The organism is Hydrogenophaga palleronii (assembly GCF_031457455.1).
Classification (GTDB): domain Bacteria; phylum Pseudomonadota; class Gammaproteobacteria; order Burkholderiales; family Burkholderiaceae_C; genus Hydrogenophaga; species Hydrogenophaga palleronii_A.
This window is the reverse complement of the sequence record NZ_JAVDWU010000011.1, coordinates 200,280-221,769: the sequence shown is the minus strand read 5'-3', so window position 1 is coordinate 221,769 and position 21,490 is coordinate 200,280. Positions and strand designations below refer to the sequence as shown.

The 21,490-nt window shown below is 63.9% G+C and carries 17 protein-coding genes; 15 read left to right on the top strand and 2 right to left on the bottom strand.

The features are described from left to right. The first annotated feature begins 1,107 nt into the window (after positions 1–1,107). A complete protein-coding gene (locus tag J2W49_RS22295) occupies positions 1,108–2,511 on the top strand; it encodes an aspartate aminotransferase family protein (protein ID WP_310321322.1) in 1,404 nt (467 codons plus the stop codon). Positions 2,512–2,616: 105 nt separating this feature from the next. Beyond that, entirely contained in the window at positions 2,617–3,111 is a 495-nt protein-coding gene (locus J2W49_RS22290) for an Lrp/AsnC family transcriptional regulator (RefSeq protein WP_310321320.1), read from the top strand. Positions 3,112–3,166: 55 nt separating this feature from the next. Here J2W49_RS22290 and J2W49_RS22285 read toward each other — a convergent pair whose 3' ends face one another. Then, positions 3,167–4,069 (bottom strand): LysR family transcriptional regulator, encoded by a 903-nt coding sequence (locus J2W49_RS22285; protein ID WP_310321318.1) that lies wholly within the window; start codon positions 4,067–4,069, stop codon positions 3,167–3,169. Between the two features lie 207 nt (positions 4,070–4,276). Between J2W49_RS22285 and J2W49_RS22280 the strand changes: the two genes are divergently transcribed. The 13 genes from J2W49_RS22280 (at position 4,277) to J2W49_RS22220 (ending at position 20,136) form a co-directional block, all read left to right on the top strand. Further along, positions 4,277–5,389 carry a Bug family tripartite tricarboxylate transporter substrate binding protein gene (locus J2W49_RS22280; protein ID WP_310321316.1) on the top strand — a complete coding sequence of 371 codons (1,113 nt, stop codon included), beginning with the start codon at positions 4,277–4,279 and terminating at the stop codon, positions 5,387–5,389. Positions 5,390–5,514: 125 nt separating this feature from the next. Next, a complete protein-coding gene (locus J2W49_RS22275; RefSeq protein WP_310321314.1) occupies positions 5,515–7,530 on the top strand; it encodes a tripartite tricarboxylate transporter permease in 2,016 nt (671 codons plus the stop codon). 51 nt (positions 7,531–7,581) lie between these two features. Then, a complete protein-coding gene (locus J2W49_RS22270; protein WP_310321313.1) occupies positions 7,582–8,439 on the top strand; it encodes an HTD2 family dehydratase in 858 nt (285 codons plus the stop codon). 10 nt (positions 8,440–8,449) lie between these two features. Beyond that, a complete protein-coding gene (locus tag J2W49_RS22265; RefSeq protein ID WP_310321311.1) occupies positions 8,450–9,631 on the top strand; it encodes a CaiB/BaiF CoA transferase family protein in 1,182 nt (393 codons plus the stop codon). Beyond that, positions 9,628–10,449: an HpcH/HpaI aldolase/citrate lyase family protein gene (locus tag J2W49_RS22260; protein WP_310321309.1), complete on the top strand. Its 822-nt coding sequence runs from the start codon at positions 9,628–9,630 to the stop codon at positions 10,447–10,449. Before J2W49_RS22265 ends, J2W49_RS22260 begins: the two co-directional genes overlap by 4 nt. Before the next feature lie 24 nt (positions 10,450–10,473). Beyond that, entirely contained in the window at positions 10,474–11,826 is a 1,353-nt protein-coding gene (pcaB, locus tag J2W49_RS22255) for a 3-carboxy-cis,cis-muconate cycloisomerase (RefSeq protein ID WP_310321307.1), read from the top strand. 53 nt (positions 11,827–11,879) lie between these two features. Next, positions 11,880–12,833, top strand: coding sequence for a LysR substrate-binding domain-containing protein (locus J2W49_RS22250; RefSeq protein ID WP_310321305.1), 954 nt, complete (start codon positions 11,880–11,882; stop codon positions 12,831–12,833). A 132-nt stretch (positions 12,834–12,965) separates the two neighbouring features. Continuing rightward, the gene (locus J2W49_RS22245) at positions 12,966–13,880 is read left to right on the top strand and encodes a porin (protein WP_310321301.1); all 915 of its coding nucleotides are present in this window, start codon (positions 12,966–12,968) and stop codon (positions 13,878–13,880) included. Positions 13,881–14,043: 163 nt separating this feature from the next. After that, on the top strand, positions 14,044–16,047 hold the full coding sequence (locus J2W49_RS22240; RefSeq protein ID WP_405001065.1) for a 4-oxalomesaconate tautomerase: 2,004 nt from the start codon (positions 14,044–14,046) through the stop codon (positions 16,045–16,047). Between the two features lie 292 nt (positions 16,048–16,339). Beyond that, a complete protein-coding gene (locus J2W49_RS22235; protein ID WP_310321296.1) occupies positions 16,340–17,005 on the top strand; it encodes a haloacid dehalogenase type II in 666 nt (221 codons plus the stop codon). Next, positions 17,005–18,111: a phosphotransferase gene (locus J2W49_RS22230; RefSeq protein ID WP_310321294.1), complete on the top strand. Its 1,107-nt coding sequence runs from the start codon at positions 17,005–17,007 to the stop codon at positions 18,109–18,111. Before J2W49_RS22235 ends, J2W49_RS22230 begins: the two co-directional genes overlap by 1 nt. Beyond that, the gene (locus tag J2W49_RS22225) at positions 18,108–19,460 is read left to right on the top strand and encodes an aspartate aminotransferase family protein (protein WP_310321291.1); all 1,353 of its coding nucleotides are present in this window, start codon (positions 18,108–18,110) and stop codon (positions 19,458–19,460) included. The genes J2W49_RS22230 and J2W49_RS22225 overlap by 4 nt, the downstream gene beginning before the upstream one ends. 175 nt (positions 19,461–19,635) lie before the next feature. After that, complete coding sequence (locus tag J2W49_RS22220; RefSeq protein ID WP_310321288.1) at positions 19,636–20,136, top strand: Lrp/AsnC family transcriptional regulator; 501 nt, start codon at positions 19,636–19,638, stop codon at positions 20,134–20,136. Here J2W49_RS22220 and J2W49_RS22215 read toward each other — a convergent pair. Continuing rightward, positions 20,108–21,361: an amidohydrolase gene (locus J2W49_RS22215; protein ID WP_310321285.1), complete on the bottom strand. Its 1,254-nt coding sequence runs from the start codon at positions 21,359–21,361 to the stop codon at positions 20,108–20,110. The genes J2W49_RS22220 and J2W49_RS22215 overlap by 29 nt on opposite strands. Positions 21,362–21,490: the final 129 nt, after the last annotated feature.

Sequence of the window (21,490 nt, the reverse complement as noted above, 5' to 3'; positions counted from 1 at the left end):
TGGTGGTGGTGGTGGTGGTGGTGGTGGTGGTGGTGGTGGTGGTGGTGGTGGTGGTGGTGGTGGTGGTGGTGGTGGTGGTGGTGGTGGTGGTGGTGGTGCAGGTGCAGGTGCAGGTGCAGGTGCAGAGGGCGGCGGCGGTGCAGCGGGTGGCGTCCCCGTAGGTGGCGATGGTGGCACCGAGGGGGAGGGTGAAGGTGGGGGCGCCGACGGGGGAACAGATGGTTTCGAAGGTGCCGCTGGCGCAGGTGTGGCAGGGTTGTCGGGCAACGGGGCCTCAGGGAGCGGCGTGCTGGTGCTGGTGTTCCCGGGTTCGCCGCCGCAGGCCGCCAGCGTGCCAACCAGCGGGATGGCGGCCATTCCTTTGAGCACTTGGCGTCGGGCCAGGAAACCCTTGTCGTTGTCGTTGTCGTACATGGTCTCGTGGCCCTGGGAGGGGGCGCCAAGCTGCGATGGGAGAAATCGGCAATGAAGAACAAGTGTTGTGCAGGACCGTGGACTCTGTTCACACCTGATTTGGGGCAGCGCGCGCCCTGGGCGTCGCGCGGGCAATATATTAACAAACAATTAATTTGATTCAGGCAACGCTGAGCACGGCCGCCCTGGTCTGCGATTTGCGTGCGAATTGAGAGCAGCAGAGCGGTGCAGGAAATTGAAGCGACGGACCCTTGCACTGGCAGTCGGCCAATCTGGCTTATCCCAGCAATACCGCAAGCCGACGCGACGCAATACGTTCTTGGCGACGTTGGAAGAGATCGTGCCGTGGCTCACCCGCGGCACGTGCGGCGCGATGGCTTCCAGCACTTCCACGACGTTCGGGTGCGGCTGAAAGGTCGGCACCGCAGCGCACAAGGCACCCGCGTCCGACGGCAGGCATTCGATGCCGTGCTTCTTGAATGTGCGCCGCGTGCTCCAAAAGCGCGCTCAAGCGGCCGCGACAAAACGATGTGCTGTCTGGCCGCCAACAACCGCAGGCTGCTGCGTGCAAGCCCCTCAAAGCAGCATCACCTTGGCGGGCATTCCCCCTAACCTTGAGCACATGAAGAGGTGCGGCGGTACAGGTCGTACCGCCCCTCGTGCCCTTGCCCCCTGTCACCAACGGATGCCGCCATGACCCACTCTGAAGCCCTTCCCCAGATCGCCGCGCTGGACGCGCTGGACCGCGCCCATCTCATCCACCCCGTGGCCCCATGGCGCACGCACGAAGAGCGCGGCCCCAACATCCTCACCAGCGCCCAGGGCATCTGGCTGACTGATGGCAAGGGTCATCAGTTGCTCGACGCCTTCGCGGGCCTGTGGTGTGTGAACGTGGGCTACGGGCAGGAAAGCGTGGTGCAGGCCGCCGCCGATCAGATGCGCAAGCTGCCCTACGCCACCGGCTACTTCCACTTCAGCAGCGAGCCCGCCATCCGCCTGGCCGACAAGCTGGTGCAGATCACGCCCGCTTCGCTGCAACACGTGTACCTCACGCTGGGCGGTTCCGAATCGGTCGATGCGGCGGTGCGCTTCATCGTCCAGTACCACAACGCCATCGGCAAGCCGGCCAAGAAGCACTTCATCGCGTTGGAGCGCGGCTACCATGGCTCCTCGTCCACCGGCGCGGGCCTGACAGCGCTGCCCGTGTTCCACCGGGGCTTTGACTTGCCGCTGCCCACCCAGCACTACATCCCATCACCCAACCCCTACCGTGCCGCCAACCCGCAAGACGGCCAGGCCATCATCGAGGCATCGGTCGCCGCCCTCAAGGCCAAGGTGGCCGAGCTGGGCGCCGAGAACGTGGCCGCTTTCTTCTGCGAACCCATCCAGGGCTCGGGCGGCGTGATCGTGCCACCCAAGGGTTGGCTCAAAGCCATGCGCGAAGCCGCCCGTGCGCTCGACATCCTGTTCGTGGTGGACGAAGTGATCACCGGCTTTGGCCGCACCGGCCCCATGTTCGCCTGCGATGCCGAGGGCGTGGAGCCAGATCTCATGACCCTGGCCAAAGGCCTGACCTCTGGCTACGTGCCCATGGGCGCCACGTTGATGAGCGACAAGGTCTACTCGGCCATAGCCGACGGTGCCCCCAAGGGCACCCCCATCGGCCACGGCGCCACCTATTCGGCCCATCCCGTGAGCGCAGCGGTGGCGCTGGAGGTGCTGCGCCTGTACGAAGACGGCGGCGTGCTGGCCAACGGCCAGCGCGTGGCCTCCACCTTTGCGCAGGGCCTGGACGAGCTGCTGGCCCACCCGCTGGTGGGTGACTCACGCCACCGTGGTCTGCTGGGTGCGCTGGAACTGGTCAGCAACAAGGCCACCAAGGCCGGCTTCGACCCCGCGCTGGACCTGCCCGGCCGCATGGCCGCCACCAGCTACCGCAACGGCATCACGTTCCGCGCGTTCGGCGACAACATCCTGGGCTTTGCACCCGCCCTCACGTTCACCGAATCGGACTTCGACCAGATGTTCGAGCGCCTGAAGAAAACGCTGGACGACGTATTGGCCGTGCCGGAGGTGCGGACCGCGTTGAGAGGCTGATGGACTGTGCCCGTGTAATCCATGAGCCGGGCGCTCCCTTCGAAGCCTCAGAATGGATGCACTTTTTCTTCACGTCTTCACGTCTTCACGCCCTCGCACATCAACATGAACGAAGCCTTCAAGATCGACCGCCTGGATTTGCGCATCCTGGCGCAGCTGCAGAAAAACGGGCGAATGACCAATGTGGACCTGGCCGACGCCGTGGGCCTCTCGCCCAGCCCCTGCCTCATTCGCGTCAAGCGGCTGGAGCAGGCGGGCTACATCGCGGGCTATGGCGCCCACCTGCGCCTCGAAAAACTCGGCGACACGCTCACCGTGTTCACCGAAGTCACGCTCTCCGACCACCGCCGCGAAGACTTCGCCCGTTTTGAAGCCGCGATCCGCGAAGTGGACGAGGTGCTGGAGTGCCACCTGGTCAGCGGCGGCTACGATTACCTGCTGCGTTTTCTGACCCGGGGCGTGAACCACTACCAGGAAGTGATCGAAAAGCTGCTGCAGAGCAACATCGGCATCTCCAAGTACTTCAGCTACATCGTCATCAAGTCGCCGTTCATCAAGACCCACTGCCCTGTCGAGCGCCTGTTTCCGCATCAGCACTGATGAGCGGGCTCGGGTACGTTCAACGTCCATGGCGAATTTGGCGCTTGCGAGGAATTCATTTCGACTTCACCTGCCGGTCCGAGCACAGGGCATAGAGTTGCTGTGCAGCTGGCGAAAGCACCGTCGACCGGCGTTTGATCAGCCCCATCTTGCGCGTGACCACCGGATCGACCAGCGGCACGCTGACCAGCAGCGGATGATCTGCGCCCGGCATGGCCATCGACGGCAATGCAGCCACCCCCAGGCCCGCCTCCACCAGCCCCACCATCGTGGTGCCGTGCTGGGTCTCATACAGGCTCTGGGGCTGTCCTGCCAGACCCGCCAGTGCCTGGTCCAGGATCAGACGATTGCCCGACGTTTTTCCCACGGATATGTAGTCGTACTTTGCCAGTTCCGCCCAGGTGACCTTCTTCTTTTTCGCCAGAGGGTGGTCGCGCCGACACGCGGCCACAAACCGCTCCTCAAGCAAGGTCTCGAACTCCACTTCATGCTCCTGGGAGCCTATGAAGTTCAAGCCAAAATCAGCTTCTCCACGGGAGACGGCGAGCAACACGCCGTTGGCGCTGTCATCGATGATCTTCACGCGAATGCGGGGATATCGTTCGTGGAAGCGCGCAATCACGCCGGAGAGAAAGTAGTTCACCGCCGATGGAACACAGGCCACTGTGACCTCGCCCATGTGCGTGGCGGCTACCCCTCGAATGCCCAGGAGCGTGGTGTCGAGCGCATCCAGGATCTGGCGCAGCTGCCGGTCGAAATCCCGGCCCACTGCGGTCAGGTTGACCCGCCGCGTGGTGCGCTCCAGAAGGCGCGCGCCCAAGGCTTGCTCCAGTTTGTCAATGCGTCGGCTGAAGGCGGGTTGAGAGATATGGATCGACTCAGCGGCCTTGCGGAAATTGCCCAGCTCGGCCACCGCACGAAAGGCCAGCAGATCGTTGAGATCGAAGTTCATGGGCATGGGTGGCCTTGATGCTTGATTGGTGGGGATTGTGGCCTGGTATTGATCAGCCTGATGCATCAATACATCAGAAATATGCAATTTACAGAAAGCGTGAGCTCCGGGATCATTCATCACCGCCCAGTCAGGTTCTCATTCAAGAAAAACCATGCGGACTGAATCGCCGAAGCCTTTCGAACCCTTTTAGAACGAGCCAGGAGACATGACATGACGATCCACACGACCCGCCGGACCTTCGCATCCACTTATTTTTTTCTGAGCGCCTCGCTGGCTGCTACGGCCTTGTGCCTGCCCGCAGCTTCGATGGCGCAGAACGTCAACTTTGCCGGTAAAACAGTCGAACTCGTCATCCCCTTTGGCGTAGGTGGGGGCTCCGATGTGTGGGCGCGCTTCAATGCTCCCTTCCTGTCGAAGTACCTGCCTGGCAACCCTAACGTGGTCGTCAAGAACGTGCCTGGGGGAGGATCCATCACGGGAAGCAACCAGTTTGCGTCAAACGCCAAGCCCGATGGCCTCACTGTGCTCGGTACCTCGGCCTCCACGCAATTTCCCTACCTGTTGGGAGATCCAAGGGTTCGCTACGACTACAAGGATTGGCAGGTGGTTATGGCTGCGCCCACAGGGGGCGTGGCCTACATCAGTTCCAAGCTCGGTGTGAAGTCCGTCAAAGATCTGGGCAAGCTCAAGGGCCAAAAGCTGGTGTTTGGCAGCCAGGGTGCCACCTCGCTGGACCTGGTCCCGTTGCTGGGATTTCGTCTGCTGGGGCTTGAAGTCCAGCACGTCTTCGGCATGAAGAGCCGTGGCGAAGGTCGCCTGGCGTTCGAACGCGGCGAGGCCAACCTCGATCACCAGACCAGCTCGGCCTACATCAAGAGCTCTCTGCCGTTGGTCAAGGAAGGCAAGGCAGTGCCGTTGTTCAGCTGGGGCGTGACCGACGACAACGGCAACATCATCCGCGATCCTGCCTTCCCCGATCTTCCTCACATTGCTGAGGCGATTCAGATGGCCACAGGCAAGACCCCCTCAGGCGGCGAATGGGAGGCGTTCAAGGCGTTCCTGATCGCAGGCTTTCCTGCACAAAAACTCCTGGTTCTGCCCAAAGGGACTTCGAAGGAAGTTGTGGAAGCCTACCGCGAGGCGGTGCGAAAGATGATCCAGGACCCGGCCTACCAGGCAGGCAAGGAAGAAGCACTGGGTGGCTATGAACAGGTGACCGACAAGGCGGGCGACGCACTGTTCCGCGAAGCCACCTCCATCACACCGCACGCACGCGACTGGGTGCGCTACCACCTGGGCAAGAACTACAACGTCGCTTTCTGACGCTGGCGCCTTCTTTCTCAAGGGTTCCTGTCCCGTCGGCTGTCATTCGCCGACAGGGGTGTGCCCTTCCCCTTGCTCTCTTTGTGTAAACAGGCCGCATACGACGGCTCTGTCTGGAGACATCCATGCTCGAAACCATGCAGAGTGCCTTCGCCAGCCTCATGAGCCTGCAGCACCTCACCTACATGCTGCTGGGCATTGTGGTGGGCCTTGGCGTCGGAATTCTCCCCGGCCTGGGAGGCATTGCCGGCATGTCGTTGCTGATGCCCTTCATCTATGGCATGGATCCCGTTTCGGCCATTGCCATGCTGGTGGGCATGGTGGCGGTGATTCCCACCGGCGACACATTCACCTCTGTGCTGATGGGCATACCTGGCTCCAGTGCCAGCCAGGCCACCGTGCTGGATGGCTACCCGCTGGCCAAGAAAGGCCAGGCGGCGCGGGCGTTGAGTGCGGCCTTCTCGGCATCTCTGCTGGGGGGCGTGTCCGGGGCGATTCTGCTGACCGGTTTCGTGGTGGTGGCCAAGCCCCTCATCCTGATGTTCTCCACCGCCGAACTGTTCATGTTTGCGGTGCTGGGCTTGTCGGTGGTCGGGGTGCTGGCAGGTGCCAGCATCGTGCGGGGCGTGGCTGCCTGCGGCCTGGGCATCATGTTCGGCGCCATCGGTGCCGCCCCAGCCACGGGAGAAAGCCGCTTTGACCTCAAGCTGGACTACCTGCAGGACGGCATTCCCCTGGTGATCATCGGCCTGGGGCTTTTCGCCATTCCCGAGCTTGCCGAACTCATGCGCCGGCATCGCCCGATTGCATCGGGCGCCACCTTGGGGGCTGGCTGGCTGCAAGGCGTCAAGGACACGTTCACGCACTGGTTTCTAGTCATTCGATGTTCGGCCCTGGGCACCTTCATCGGCGCCATACCCGGACTGGGCGGCGGGGTGGTGGACTGGATTGCATACGGCCATGCGGTGCAGTCGAGCAAAGACAGCACCCAGTTTGGCAAGGGTGACGTCCGTGGTGTCATCGCGCCGGAGTCGGCCAACAACGCTTTGCAGGGCGGTGCGCTCATGCCTACCTTGCTTTTTGGCATTCCAGGCTCCGGTTCGATGGCGGTCTTTCTCGGGGGCATGGTGTTGCTGGGTCTGCAGCCGGGCCCCAACATGGTCACCACGGACTTGGGGCTGACCTACACGATCGCCTGGACGCTGGCGATCGCCAGCATCGTGGGCGCCTTCATCTGCTTTCTGCTGGCCGCCCCCATTGCACGACTCACCTTCGTGCCGTTCAACCTGATCGCGCCAGCGATGATCATGTTGATCTGTTTCGCTGCATTCCAGGCCCGGCGCGACCTCACCGACCTGCTGGTGCTGTTTGCCATCGGTATCCTGGGCATCTTCTTGCGGCGCTTTGGCTGGCCACGCCCTGCTTTCCTGATCGGGTTCGTCCTGTCGGGTCAGGTGGAGAACTACCTCTACCAGGCGCTGCAGTTCTACAGCTGGGGCTTCTTGCAGCGGCCGGGCGTGCTCATCATCGGGGCGCTGGCGGTGGCCTCCTTGCTGATGGCAGTGCGCAGCCGGGTGTCGGAAGACGGCGCCGTCGCCACGGGCTCTCATTCGCTCGTACAAGTCCCCACAGAGCCCGCCGGTGGTCGCACAGTTTCCGAGCGCATGCCCCAACTCGTGTTTGCCGTACTGGTGCTCGCACTCTTTGTATATGGCGCAGCCAGTAGCTATCCCTTGTCGTTTCTGGGTGCCGTGTTCCCGCTGTCCACTTCGCTGCTGATGCTGTTGTTCACCGGCTTCATTGTCTGGAAGCTTGCCAGTGGCGCGCCCGGGCATTCGACCCACTGTGACCAGGAGGTGGCGGCGCGGGTGGGCAACAGCCACGACGGCAGCAGCGTATGGCCTTCGGTGGGCTGGTTCGCCTTTCTCTTCGGCATGAACGCGCTGATCGGTTTCATCCTGTCCTTGGCGATCTTCATCACCGCCTTCCTGGTCACGCGCACCACTATGGGTTGGATCAAGAGCCTGGTGTACATGGCGGTGTGTATTGGTTTCATGGTCACCCTGGGCCACTTCCTCACGCTGGATTTTCCGGCCGGCGTACTGCAACGCTTTGTCGAACTGCCCTGGCCGCTGAAGTGATGCACAGGCTGCAACCTCTCCCACCGTTTCACAGCGCAAGCAGGAGCTGACATGTCCCATCCCGCCCCGCTGACCGACTGGATCGGTCGCCAAGAAGTGCTGAACGACCGCATCGGTGCCACGCCGGTCAAGGCCCTGAACGCCACCCTGGACCACCCCGACATGGCGGTGACCCATAGCACACCGCTGCCACCGCTGTGGCACTGGCTGTACTTTCTGCCCTTGCACCGGCAGAGCGAGATCGGCGCCGACGGTCACGCCAAGCGCGGCGGTTTCCTCCCGCCCGTTCCGTTGCCACGTCGCATGTGGGCGGGCAGCCAGTTCGAGTTCCGTTCCCAGGTGCGTGTGGGCGACGAGGTGCAGCGCACCTCGACCATCGCCAACGTCACCGAGAAGGCCGGTCGCACGGGCCGGCTGGTGTTCGTGAAGGTGCGCCACGAACTGCGGTGCAACGGAGCCACGGACCCCGCCGTCGTCGAGTTTCACGACATCGTCTACCGCGAGGCCAAACAGCCGAGCGACGTGGAGCCGCCGCCGGTGGCCGCCCCCACGGGTGCGCCGTGGCAGCTGGAGATCGTGCCGGACGACGTGCTGCTGTTCCGCTACAGCGCGCTCACCTTCAACGGTCACCGCATCCACTACGACCGGAAGTACGTGACCGAGGTCGAAGGCTACCCCGGCCTGATCGTGCACGGGCCCCTGATCGCCACGCTGCTGATGGACCAGATTCGCCGCCACCTGCCGGACGCCGACGTAGCGGGCTTCAGCTTCAAGGCCGTGCGACCCACGTTCGACCTGCACCCGTTCCGTGTCAACGGCGCGCCGCAGGCCGATGGCAAGACGGTGAAGCTCTGGGCCCAGGACCACGAAGGCTGGCTGACCATGGATGCCGTGGCCACGCTGCGCTGAAGGACCCACCATGCAACCGCTCCACGGCATCACCGTTGTCACGCTCGAACACGCCATCGCGGCGCCGTTCGCCACCCGCCAGCTCGCCGACCTGGGCGCTCGCGTGATCAAGATCGAACGCCCCGGCGTGGGCGATTTCGCGCGCGGCTACGACACCCGCGTGCGGGGCATTGCCTCGCACTTCGTCTGGACCAACCGCAGCAAGGAAAGCCTGACGCTGGACGTCAAGCACCCCGAGGCGCAGGCGATTCTCAAGCGGATCATCGAGGACGAGGCCGACGTGGTGGTGCAGAACCTCGCGCCCGGTGCCGCCGCTCGCCTGGGCCTGTCCTACGAAGTCCTGAGCGCGGCCAAGCCGGGCATCATCGTCTGCGACATCTCGGGCTATGGCGATAGCGGCCCCTACCGCGACAAGAAGGCCTACGACCTGCTGATCCAGAGCGAGGCCGGCTTCGTGTCGGTCACCGGCACCGAAGACACGCCGTCGAAAGCCGGACCGTCGATTGCCGACATCGCCGCTGGCATGTACGCGTACACCAACATCTTGGCCGCGCTGCTGCACCGCCAGCAGACCGGACAAGGCCAGCACATCGACATCTCGATGCTGGAGTCGCTGACGGAATGGATGGGCTACCCGCTGTACTACAGCATCGACGGCGCGGCGCCGCCCAGGCGCACCGGCGCCAGCCACGCCACCATCTACCCGTACGGCCCCTTCCCCGCCGGGGACGGCAAGACCGTGATGCTGGGCCTGCAGAACGAGCGTGAATGGAAGGCTTTTTGCGAGCAGGTGCTGCTGCAGCCCGCGCTGGCCACGGACGAGCGCTTCGCCAGCAACCCGCAGCGCGTGGCTGCGCGTGCAGCGCTCTACGACATCATCGTGAACGCCTTTGCCGCTCTCACGGCCGCCGAGGTGGTGCAGCGCCTGGAAACGACGCAGATCGCCAACGCGCAGGTCAACACCATGGCCGAGGTCTGGGCCCACCCTCAGTTGCAGGCGCGCCAGCGCTGGACCCAGGTGGACACCTCGGTCGGTTCGGTCCCTGCCCTGTTGCCCCCGGGGTCCTGGAGCCAGGGTGCGCCGCGCATGGAGGCCGTGCCCGCACTGGGTCAGCACACCGACAGCATTCTGGGCAAGCTCGGCTACGGCGCCGCGCAGATCCAGACCTTGCGCGAAGCGGGGGCCTTGTGATCCCGGCCACCTACCTGTTTGTGCCCGGCAACCGCCCCGAGCGGTTTGCCAAGGCGCTGGCGAGTGCCGCGGACCGGGTCATCGTCGACCTGGAGGACGCGGTGGCGCCCGCGGACAAGGCCTCGGCGAGGAACGCCCTGGGCGCGTGGCTGCCGCAGCTTTCGGCCACCGAGCACAGCCGGGTGATGGTGCGCATCAACGATGCCCTCAGCCCATGGCACGCCGACGACCTGGCATGGCTGTCTGTACACGCGGTGGACGAGGTGATGTTGTCCAAGTGCGAGTCGGCGGTTCAGATCGCCACCGTTCATGCACGGATCGCCCCCAGCGCTCGGGTCCTGCCCTTGATCGAGACCGTGCGCGGCGTGATGGGCCTGAACGAGATTGCCCTTGCACCCCATGTCTCGCGCCTGGCCTTCGGCTCCATCGACTACTTGCTGGACCTTGACCTGCCCGGTCCTGGCTTCGCGCTCGACGCGGCCGCCACGGCCATCGCCATGGCATCGCGGGCCGCAGAGCTGCCGGCCCCGGTGGCTGGCGTCACACCCGAGCTGGACGCCGAACGCGTGACCGCCGACCTGCTGCACGCGCGCGGCCTGGGCTTCGGCGCCAAGCTGTGCATTCACCCCACCCAGGTGGGCGTGGTGCGCGAAGCCATGCGGCCCGATGCCCAGACGCTGGCCTGGGCATCGCGCGTGCACAGCGCCTGGCAGGCCGCGAACAGCCAGGGCGCCATACAGGTCGACGGCCGCATGGTCGACAAGCCCGTGGCGCTGCGCGCCCAACGCATTCTGGCCCTGGCGGGCCTTCCCATCTGAACCCCAGCTTTACCGAGGAACACCATGGCTGCCACCATCATCGATTCGCGCATCTTCGGCGACATCTTCAGCGACGCGCGCATGCGCCAGGTCTGGTCGGACGAGAACCGCACCGCCAAGTACCTGGACATCGAACGCGCGCTGGCCAAGGTCCAGGGCGAGCTGGGCATCATCCCCCAGGAAGCCGCCGACGAGATCGTCCAGCATTGCGAGCTGTCCATGATCGACTGGGACCAGCTCAAGGCCAAGACCGAGCAGATCGGCTATCCGATCATCGCGGTGGTCAACCAGATCAACGCCAACTGCCGCGACCGCCTGGGCGAGTACTGCCACTGGGGCGCGACCACGCAGGACATCACCGACACGGCCGCGGTGCTGCAGATGCGCGAAGGGCTGGCACTGGTCGAGCAGGACCTGAAAGACATTTCAGACGCATTGGCGTCGCTGGCACAGAAGTACCGCGACACCCCCGTCATCGGGCGCTCCAACCTGCAGCAGGCCACACCCATCACCTTCGGCTACAAGATGGCGAGCATCCTGGCCGGCATCGAACGCCACCGCGAGCGCCTGCAGCAACTCAAGCCGCGCGTGCTCATGGGCGAGTTCGGTGGTGCCTCGGGCACGCTGTCGTCGCTGGAAAAGGGTGCGATGGAAACCCAGGCCGCGCTCATGAAGGAGCTGGGCCTGGCGCAACCCCTGATCTCCTGGCACACCGTGCGCGACACCATCGCCGAGGTGGGGGCGTTTCTGGGTCTGGTGGGCGGCTCGCTGGGCAAGATCGCCATGGACGTCAAGCTCATGATGCAGACCGAGGTGGGCGAGGTGTTCGAGCCCTTCGCGCCGGGCCGAGGGTCTTCGAGCACCATGCCGCAGAAGCGCAACCCGATCTCCTGTCTCTACATCCACGCCAACATCTCCGTCGCCCGCCAGCACGCCGCTGCGCTGATGGATGCGATGGTGGCCGACCACGAGCGATCCACCGGCCCCTGGGAAATCGAATGGGTGTCACTGCCCGAGATCTTCTGCCTCATGTCGGGCGCGCTCAAACAGACCAAGTTCGTGCTGCAGGGCCTGGAGGTGGACGCCACCCGCATGCGCGCCAACATGGACATCACCCACGGGCTGGTCATGTCCGAAGCCGTGATGATGGGCCTGGGGCCTTACCTCGGCCGCGAGTACGCCCACGACCTGGTGTACGACCTGTGCCGTCAGGCGCTGGCCGAAAACCGGCCGCTGATCGGCGTGCTCGAAGCGCACCCGGAGATCAACCGCCACGTCAACCGGACCCAGCTCGAAGCGCTGTGCAACCCGGAGAACCACCTGGGGAAGGCCGGCGTGATGGTGGACCGCGTTCTGGCTGCGCGCCAGCGCAGCTGAACAACGCTGGCACCGGGTGGCGACTGAGCAGTCTTACACTGAGACCGCAAGAAATGATTGGCCTTAACGCACGAGTGGACCCGGTCAGTCTGCGGCTGTTTGTCGCGGCTTGTGACCACGGAACCATAGTCGCGGCCGCAGAGCGGGAGTGCATTGCTGCTTCCGCGATCAGCAAGCGGATTGCCGAGATGGAGCAATGGACGGGTACGCCTTTGCTGTACCGGAGCCAGCGCGGCGTGAGACCGACGCCCGCTGGCAGCGCGTTGCTGCGTCATGCACGGCAGATTTTGCGAAGCCTGCAGGAGCTACAGGCGGAACTGGTCGACTACCGTGAAGGCGAACGCGGACATGTGCGTCTGCTGGTCAACGTGTCCGCCATGGCTGAATTTGTTCCAGAGATCATCCAGGATTTCGCCCGAGCGCAGCCGGGTATCACAGTGAGCCTGGAAGAGCGTCGCAGTGCAGAGGTGGTTCGAGGCATTGAAGACGGGATGGCTGAAATCGGCATCAGCCGTTCATTTGTGCCCACGAGGGGGTTGCAGACATTTCCCTTCCGCCACGACCACTTCGCGGTCGCAATGGATCCCGAGCATCCGCTCGCCGCCTCCAGCGAAATATGGTTTGAACAGACCTTGATGTTTGAACGGGTCGGGTTAACCATGAGTTCAAACAACACGCCATCCATGCAAGCCATGATGCATGAGCATGCGGTCTCTTTGGGACGGGATCCAGCTTGCCGCATTCAAGTGGTGAGCTACCACGCGGCGCTGCGGCTCTTGAGAGGCACACAATCCCTCGCAATTTTGCCCATGGAGGCTTCGCGTGGGCATGCGCAGCAGCTCGGGCTGACCCTGGTTCCCTTGTCCGATGCCTGGGCGCTTCAGCAGTTCGTCATTTGTGTCCGCGCGACAGAGACGCTACCGCACGCTGCTCGTAAGTTGCTCAATCACTTGCTGGACGACTGCCCGCAGCAGCCGTTCGGTGGGAGTCTGGCGCTGGTTTCTTGAAACGCGATGGACACCGTGGCAAATGATTGCTTTTCCTTGCGTCACAGCCCCACCAGAATGACCACGCACCGCGCGAGACAGCCCTTTGTTGTCCGGTGTTTCGCAGTTCCTAACCTTATGGAGACCTACAGAATGAAAAAACTATCCGTCGCCCTTTTCGCCTTTGTCCCACTGGGTACAGCAGGTCTCGCCTATGCGCAGTCCACATCTGTGCTCTATGGTGTCGTCGACATCTCCTTGGCAAAGGCGACCGGAAAGCCGGTTGAACTTGCGGGTGGCGCGCCGTTGACGAATGGCAGCAGTCGTTGGGGCCTGCGCGGCACGGAGGATCTGGGGGGTGGATTGAAAGCCTCATTCAATCTGGAGGCTCAACTCGATCCCACCACCGGGACGGGCAGCGGTGGGTTCATTCGCGCGTCCAATCTCTCAATCGCTGGTGGGTTTGGTGCACTCAAGTTTGGCCGTACGCTGACGCCCAGCTACTGGGGTGTTCGTGCCTGGGAACTCACCAGCGCCGCGAACTACAACGTGGTGAGCAGCCAGTTTCAGTACGCGGGTCTGAACGCCCGCAACAGCGACGAGATCAGCTACACCTCCCCCAGCATGGGAGGGTTTACGGTCACGCTCGGTCATGTATTGAAGGGTGACAACGAGGGCGTCGGCAAGATGGACTTGAACCTCATCTACAAGAATGGTCCATGGTCCGGGGGGCTTTCCTACAACAAGCTGAGGGACAAAGGAAGCAACCAGGTGGTGGGCGTGTCTTACAACTTCGGCACCGTCAAGCTCGCAGCGAGCTACCACGATGTGACCGATGCAGGTCGGGGAAAGGGGTTCACGCTTGGAGCGTCCGTGAACACGGGCCCCATCCTGGTGATCGTCGATGCAGCCCGCGACACAGAGAACAAAGACACAGACCTTCTGCTGGAGGGGCGCTATCCATTGTCCAAGCGCACCTTTCTCTATGCCGCCCATACCCGCAACGGCAAGGGCAAGGCACCCACGGACGTGAACGCGACCATGTTTGGCGTCCGTCACAACTTCTGAGTTTCCAGGGAGGTTTGTTTCTTCATGGTTGAGGTCTCCACTGGAGACCTCCTTTTTTCTGTTGGTGCAGACCGCAATGCCTGTCTGTGCCAGACATCAGCGTGCTCCTTCTGGTAATTGAGTTCTTGATTCCGCCATGACCTTGTCCATTCCTTGCGTTCTCATGAGAGCCGGCACTTCACGCGGCCCGTTCTTTTTGCGCGACTGGCTGCCGGAGGGAGACGGACCTAGAGATCACGCCTTGATCGGTGCCATTGGTGCATCGGATCCTCTGCAGCTCGATGGGTTGGGTGGTGGCAGCACGCTCAACAGCAAGGTGGCCATCGTGTCGCGCTCGTCGCAACCGGACTGCGACCTGGACTATCTGTTTGCCCAAGTGGGCGTGGGTCACCAGTCGGTGGATACCCGCCCCAACTGCGGAAACATGTTGTCGGGGGTTGCCCCGTTCGCTCTCGATCAAGGTTTGCTGCCGGCACAAGATGGCATCACGACGGTTCGGATCTACAACGTCAATACCGGATCGAAAATTGAGGTTGCTGTGTGTACGCCTGGCGGCAAGGTGACATACGACGGTGACGCCCGAATCGATGGGGTGGCGGGTACAGCGGCGCCCGTGCTCCTGAACTTTCTGGATGCATGGGGTGCGGTGACAGGTCAGCTGTTTCCTACGGGGCGCCGCATTGACCAAATCGACGGTCTGGATGTGACGTGCATTGATGCGGCGATGCCATTGATGATCCTGCGAGCCGCCGATCTGGGTCTGACTGGCCGGGAGCGTCCAGCAGAACTCGACGCAAATGCCTGGCTTCTTGAACGGATCGAGTTCTTGCGCTTGCAAGTCGGGGAGCGCATGGGGTTGGGCGACGTCTCGGGCAGTGTGATCCCCAAGCCGGTTCTGGTCAGCGCAGGGGATACACCCAACAGCATCACCTCACGCTATTTCACTCCGCATAGATGTCACGCCTCACACGCTGTCACCGGCGCCATTGGCGTCGCTACCGCCTTTGCACTCCCAGGTACCGTGGCCAGTGGCGAAGCTCGGGTGCCGGGGCGCCATCCGCTTGTTGTCCTGCACCCAGCCGGGCAGATTGATGTAGAGGTTGAGCTTGATGGCATGGGTGACGCGGCTACCGTGCAGAGAGCATCGTTGGTGCGCACGGCGCGAAAGATCATGCAGGGCATCTTGCATCTCCCCGGATATGTGTTTCCTCCCGCACCTGCTGCAACCGAGGCCATACCAGAGCTGATGATTTCGCGGCACTACCCTCAGCGCGACGTACACGTGATCGTTCCCACCAGTGCAGGTGGTGGTAACGACACCATGGCGCGAACCCTCATGCGAAAGCTCGGTCCACTGCTCGGTCAGTCAGTGGTGGTGGACAACCGGGCTGGTGCCAATGGCAGCATCGCTTGCGAGTATGTGGCCGCAGCCCAGCCTGACGGCCACACGCTGATGTTTGGCTATATCGCCACCCATGGCATCAACCCTGCTCTGCAGAAATTGCGCTACGACCCGGTGGCCGACTTCTCGCCGATTGGCCTGATCGGCTATTCGCCCACGCTGCTTGTGGTGCCAGCCTCCCTGAAAGTGGACAGCGTTCAGGACCTGGTGCGTTTGCTGCGTGAGTCGAGTGAACCGCTGAGCTACGCATCGGCTGGTGAGGGCACGGTGCCACACTTCGCGGCCGAGCTGTTCCGTCTGCAGACCGGCTCCCGGCTGCAGCGGATGGATTTCTCAGGCGCTGCCCCTGCGATTGCCGAGGTGGCCAATGGGTTCATGCAATTGATGTTCCCCAGCCTGTTCACGGCACTGCCGTATCTGCGCTGCGGACGCCTGAAGGCGCTGGCAGTTGCCGGATCGGATCGCTTGCCCAGCCTTCCCGATGTTCCCACGCTGCAGGAGGCAGGTGTGTCTGGCGTGGTGATGACGCAGTGGTATGCCTTGTTTGCGCCGGCCAAGACCTCCCCCACTGTAGTGAGGCAACTGAATTCTGCACTCAACAGCGTGTTGAAGGATCCAGAGATTGTGGCTCGCATGGAAGCCGATGGTGCCCAGGTGCAGACTTCCACCCCCGGCCAGCTGCACGATCTGCTGATGGCGGAAGGAGAACGCTGGCAGGGTGTGGTGCGTCAGGCCGGTCTGCGACCCGACCTAAGCATGGACTGAGAGGCTGAGCCTCTTTCGAGGCCAGAAATCCAGGGCCCGGGAGCCGGCGAAGATCCCTGCGAGCGACACCTTGTTCTGACCTGTGGGCACTGCTGGTGAGTGACCCACCCAGGAATACCGAAGAAAGGTCTTTGTGGTCCAGGCGTCGGTCCGGCGCCCCCCAACAGCACAAAAAAAATGCTGCGGGCCCCGTGGAATGACCAAGAAACTGCTTGGATTCCGATGCGATATAGCATCGCTTTCAGGCATGCTCATCCTAGACTTGATCCACCTTAACGCAGTGGGTCAGTCCATGATATTTACACCAAGATTTATCAGCTTCGATTGCTACGGCACCCTCATCAACTTCGAGATGGGTCCGACGGCAAAGGTCTTGTTCAAGGACCGTGTACCGGCCGAGCGGATGCCGGCTTTCCTGGACAGCTTCCGTGCCTATCGCCTCGACGAGGTACTGGGCGACTGGAAGCCGTTTTACGACGTGGTGGAGAACTCCATTCAGCGCGCGTGCAAGAAGCATGGCATCGAGTGCCTGGCATCGGACGCGGCCGCTCTGTACGCGGCCGTGCCAACCTTTCAGCCCCATCCGAACGTGGTGGAAGTGCTGGAAGCCATCGCGCCGCATGTGCCGCTGGTGATCCTGTCGAACTCGATGGTGGATCTCATTCCCCACAGCGTCGCGCACCTCAAGGCACCGTTCCACAAGGTCTACACCGCCGAGGAAGCGCGCGCCTACAAGCCGCGCATGCAGACCTTCGAGTACATGTTCGACCAGCTCGGCTGTGGGCCCGAACAGATGATGCATGTCTCGTCCAGCTTCCGTTACGACCTGATGACGGCCTCCGACCTGGGCTTCATGGCCAAGGCCTTCATCGACCGGGGTCACGAGCCCACGTCGACCAACTACGGCGTGAGCCGTCTGACCGACGTTCGTCAACTGCCGGCTCTGCTGGGTCTGTGATGTTCAGCCCCGATGCACACCGTGGTCCACCCGGGGCGGCGGCACCGGAAGGCCCGAACGAGGCTGCGGAGCTGAGCACCGCAGCGCCCAATCTCGCTCCGGCCGAGGTGCAGGCGCTGGTGGCGCGCCTCTACGGCATCGACGGCAGCATCATCAAACCGCTGGCTGGCGAACGTGACCAGAACTGCGCCGTAGAAACCGCCGATGGCACGCGCTACGTGTTCAAGATCAGCAACCCCTCCGAGCCGGTGCCGCTGGTCGAATTCCAGATCGCCGCCCTGGAGCACATCGCCCGCACATCGCCCGGCCAGCCGGTACCCCGCGTGGTGCGCACGCTGGATGGTCGAACGCGTGAGACTGTGGTGCTCGCCGACGGTGCCCGCACGTCGGTGCGCATGCTCACCTACCTGGAAGGCACTCAGATCCGGGAGACGCCGCGCACCGCTGCGCAGCGCGTGGCGATGGGCCGGACACTGGCTGAACTGAACCTTGCCTTGCAAGATTTCACGCACCCTGCGGCCAAGCACGAGCTGCTGTGGAACGTGTCGGCCGCGCACCGGCTCACTGTGCAACTCGACAGCTTGCCCGAAGGGCCACGGCGCGCACTGGCTCAGTCGTTCATGAAGCGCTTCATCGTCCACGTGCTGCCACGCCTCGCGTCCTTGAGGGCGCAGGTGATCCACAACGACTACCACTTCTACAACGTGCTGGTGGCACCGGACGACCAGGCGCGCATCACGGGGATCATCGACTTCGGCGACATGCTCCATGCGCCGCTGGTGGGCGAGGTAGCCACCGCGGCCGCCTTCCACATGACCGGCAACGCCGACCCGTTCGAGGGACCGTCGCAGTTCGTCGGCGCCTACCAGGCCGTGCTGCAGCTGACCGAGCCGGAGCAGGAGATCGTCGCCGACCTCATGGTCACGCGCCACCTCATCACCGCCCTGATCTCGGAATGGCGCGCGCTGCGCTACCCCGAAAACCGGGCGTACATCATGCGTCACAACCCTGCGGCATGGGAGGCGCTGTCGCAGATGGCGGACATCCCGCGGCACGAAGCGCGCGATCGTCTATTGACTCCCAACAGAAACGGAATTTCCTCATGAAAACCACCGCAGACTTCAACATGGTCAACGCCTACATTCCCGGGCGCGCCAACATCGAACCCGCCACCGAGGCCATGATCGCGCGGCGCAATGCCTTGCTTGGCCCGGCCTACCGGCTGATGTACGAACACCCGCTGCACATCGTGCGTGGCGAAGGCGCATGGCTGATCGACCCGCAAGGTCGCCGCTACCTGGACGCGTACAACAACGTCACCTCGCTCGGGCACTGCCACCCCGCTGTGGCGGAAGCCATCTGCCGTCAGGTGCAGACGCTCGCGACCAACACGCGCTACCTGCACGACACCATCCTGGAGCTGGCCGAGCGCCTGCTCGCCAGCGTGCCCGGCACGGACCTGGCCCACCTGATGCTGACCTGCACCGGCAGCGAGGCCAATGACCTGGCCTACCGCATCGCCAAGGTGCGCACCGGTGGCACGGGCGTGATCGTCACCGACACGGCCTACCACGGCATCACCGACGCGGTGTCGCAGTTCTCGCCGTCGCTGGGCCCGACGGTCGACCTTGGCCCGCACGTTCGCCTGGTGGCGGCGCCCCGCCAGTACCACGCCGAAGGCGCCGACCTGGGTGAGCGCTTCACGCGCGACGTGGAGGCGGCCATCGCCGACCTGCAGCGCCACGGCATCAAGCCAGCGGCCCTGATCGTCGATTCGCTCTTCACCAGCGACGGCATCCTGCCCGAACCCGCAGGCTTCCTGAAGGGCGCGGTGGAAGCGATCCAACGCGCTGGTGGCCTGTTCATCGCCGACGAGGTGCAGCCCGGCTTTGGCCGCACCGGCGAACACATGTGGGGCTTCCAGCGCCACGGCCTGATGCCCGACATCGTCACCCTGGGCAAGCCCATGGGCAACGGCCAGCCCATCGCCGGTCTGCTCGCCACCGCCGACGCCCTGGCGGAGTTCGGCGAATACTCGCGCTACTTCAACACCTTCGCCGGCAACACCGTCTCTTGCGCAGCGGCCCTGGCGGTGCTGGAGACCATTGAACGGGAACAGCTGATGCCACATGCCGCCCAGGTCGGCAAGCTGCTGCTCGACGGCATCGCCGGACTCAAAGCCAAGCACGAGGCCATTGGCGATGTGCGGGGCGCGGGGCTCTTCGTGGGCGTCGAACTCGTGTCGGACCGCACCACGCGGGCGGCGGACCGCGGCCTGACCAGCAAGGTGGTCAACCTGATGCGCGACAAAGGCGTGCTGCTCAGCGCCTGCGCCCAGGGCCACAACGTGCTCAAGATCCGTCCGCCGCTGGTGCTGTCGGCCGAGCAGGCCGGCATGGTGATCGATGTGCTGGACCAATCGCTCACCGAGGCGCGTTGGGGCGACGCTGAATAAGTCTTCGTGGATGTGCGCGCCCGGCTGCGGGATGGGATGCAAGGCGCAAACCACAGCGATACCGGGCGGTATCGCGAGGATTTGCAACGCAGCAGACCGCCCGCAGGCGGGATGCGCACGCCACGTGAGACTTGTTCAGCGTCGCCCTAGACGCATCCAGCAGTAGGATGGCCCGATGAGCGCTGCCGTTTCTCTCGACCGAATCGACTTCAGGATCCTCGTGCATCTCCAGCGCGAAGGCCGTTGCTCGAACGTCGATCTGGCCGATGCGGTGGGCCTGAGCGCCAGCCCGTGTCTGCTGCGCACCCGGCGGCTGCAAGAGATTGGGCTGATCCGGGGCTTCGGTGCCGACATCGCGCTGAACATGCTGGGCGAACACGTCATCGTGTTCGCGGAGATCACCCTTGGCAGTCACCGGCCGCCTGATTTTCGCCTGTTCGAGCAAGGCGCCGAAAAGTACAAGGAAATCATCGAGTGCTACAACGTCAGCGGCGGCTACGACTACCTGCTGAAGATCGTGGCGCCCGGCGTCGGCTACTTCCAGGCGCTGATGGACAGGATGCTGGAAGACGACATCGGCATCGAGCGCTTCGCCTGCCGGATCGTCCTGCGCCAGCCGCTGGACCGGCGCGAGTACCCGCTGAGCATCATCGCGGCGCAGAAGCGGTGGGCGTGATGGCGCCGGCGAGTGCACGCGCTGCCACTTCGCAGAACCAGCGCACGCCCAGCGGCAGTGCGTCGTCGTTGAAGTCGTAGCAGGGGTGATGCAGGGCGCGTTCGCCCTCGGGACCGGGGTCGGCGCGGCCCTGGCCCAGCCACAAGTAGGCACCCGGCTTGCGCTGCAGCATGAAGGCAAAGTCTTCCGAGGTGAACGCGGCGCGCGGCGCGACCTGGGCCTGCAGACCGACCGCCTGGGCGGCTTCAAGCGCCAGCCTGGCCTCTGCCGCCGTGTTGATGGTGGCGGGGTAATAGCGCAAGTAGTCCACCTGCACCTCGGTGCCGCTGGCCAAGGCCACGCCTTGGGCAGCGGCATGCAGGGCGGCTTCGATACGGTCTTGCGCGGCGGGGTCGAAGCTGCGCACCGTGCCGGTGATCTGCACCTCGGCGGGCAGCACGTTGTGGCTGTGGCCGCCTTCGATGCGCGTGACCGACAGCACGGCCGACTCGCCCGGGTCGATGCGCCGGGCCACGATGGTGTTGAGCTGGGTGACCAGCTGGCTGGCGGCCAGGATCGCGTCGGGCGTGTGGTGGGGTTGCGCGGCGTGGCCGCCTTTGCCTCGCACAGTGATGTCGAACCGGTCGGCCGCCGCCATGATGGAACCGGGGCGGGTTTGTGCATGGCCGAGAGGCAGGTCGGGCCAGTTGTGCAGGGCATAAACGCTGTCGCAGGGAAAGCGCTCGAAGAGCCCGTCCTCGATCATGCGGGCCGCGCCACCCTTGCCCTCTTCTGCGGGCTGGAAAATGAAATGCACGGTGCCTTCCAACCCCAGCGCCCGGTGGCTGCGCACCAGGTGCCGTGCGGCGCCCATGAGCATGCTGGTGTGGCCGTCATGCCCGCAGCCGTGGTGCTTGCCAGGCGAACGGCTGGCGTAGGCGCGCTGACCCAGTTCCACCATGGGCAGGGCGTCCATGTCGGCCCTCAGGCCCACGCTGCTGCTGCCCTTGCCACACCGCAGCGTGCCCACCACCCCGGTCCCTCCCACGCCCTCTTGCACCTCAAGACCCAGCAATCGCAGCCCGCTGGCCACAATGCCGGCGGTGCGTCGCTCTTCAAAGGCAAGCTCGGGATGGGCATGCAGGTCGCGGCGCAGGGCAATCAGGTCCGGAAGCAGGTCGGACACAGGCGCGGCGATGGTGGCGGGTGAGACGTTCTTCATCCCACTGATACCGCATGAGGTCATGACCCCTCCTTCATGAAGGCACAAGGCCTGAGCCGTGAAAAGGCATGGGATGGGGGAATGCAAGGGGCAAGCATGAAGCAAGATTAGGAGCAAACACCTTCGCGCAGGCGCTTTTTGTATGCTGCGCAG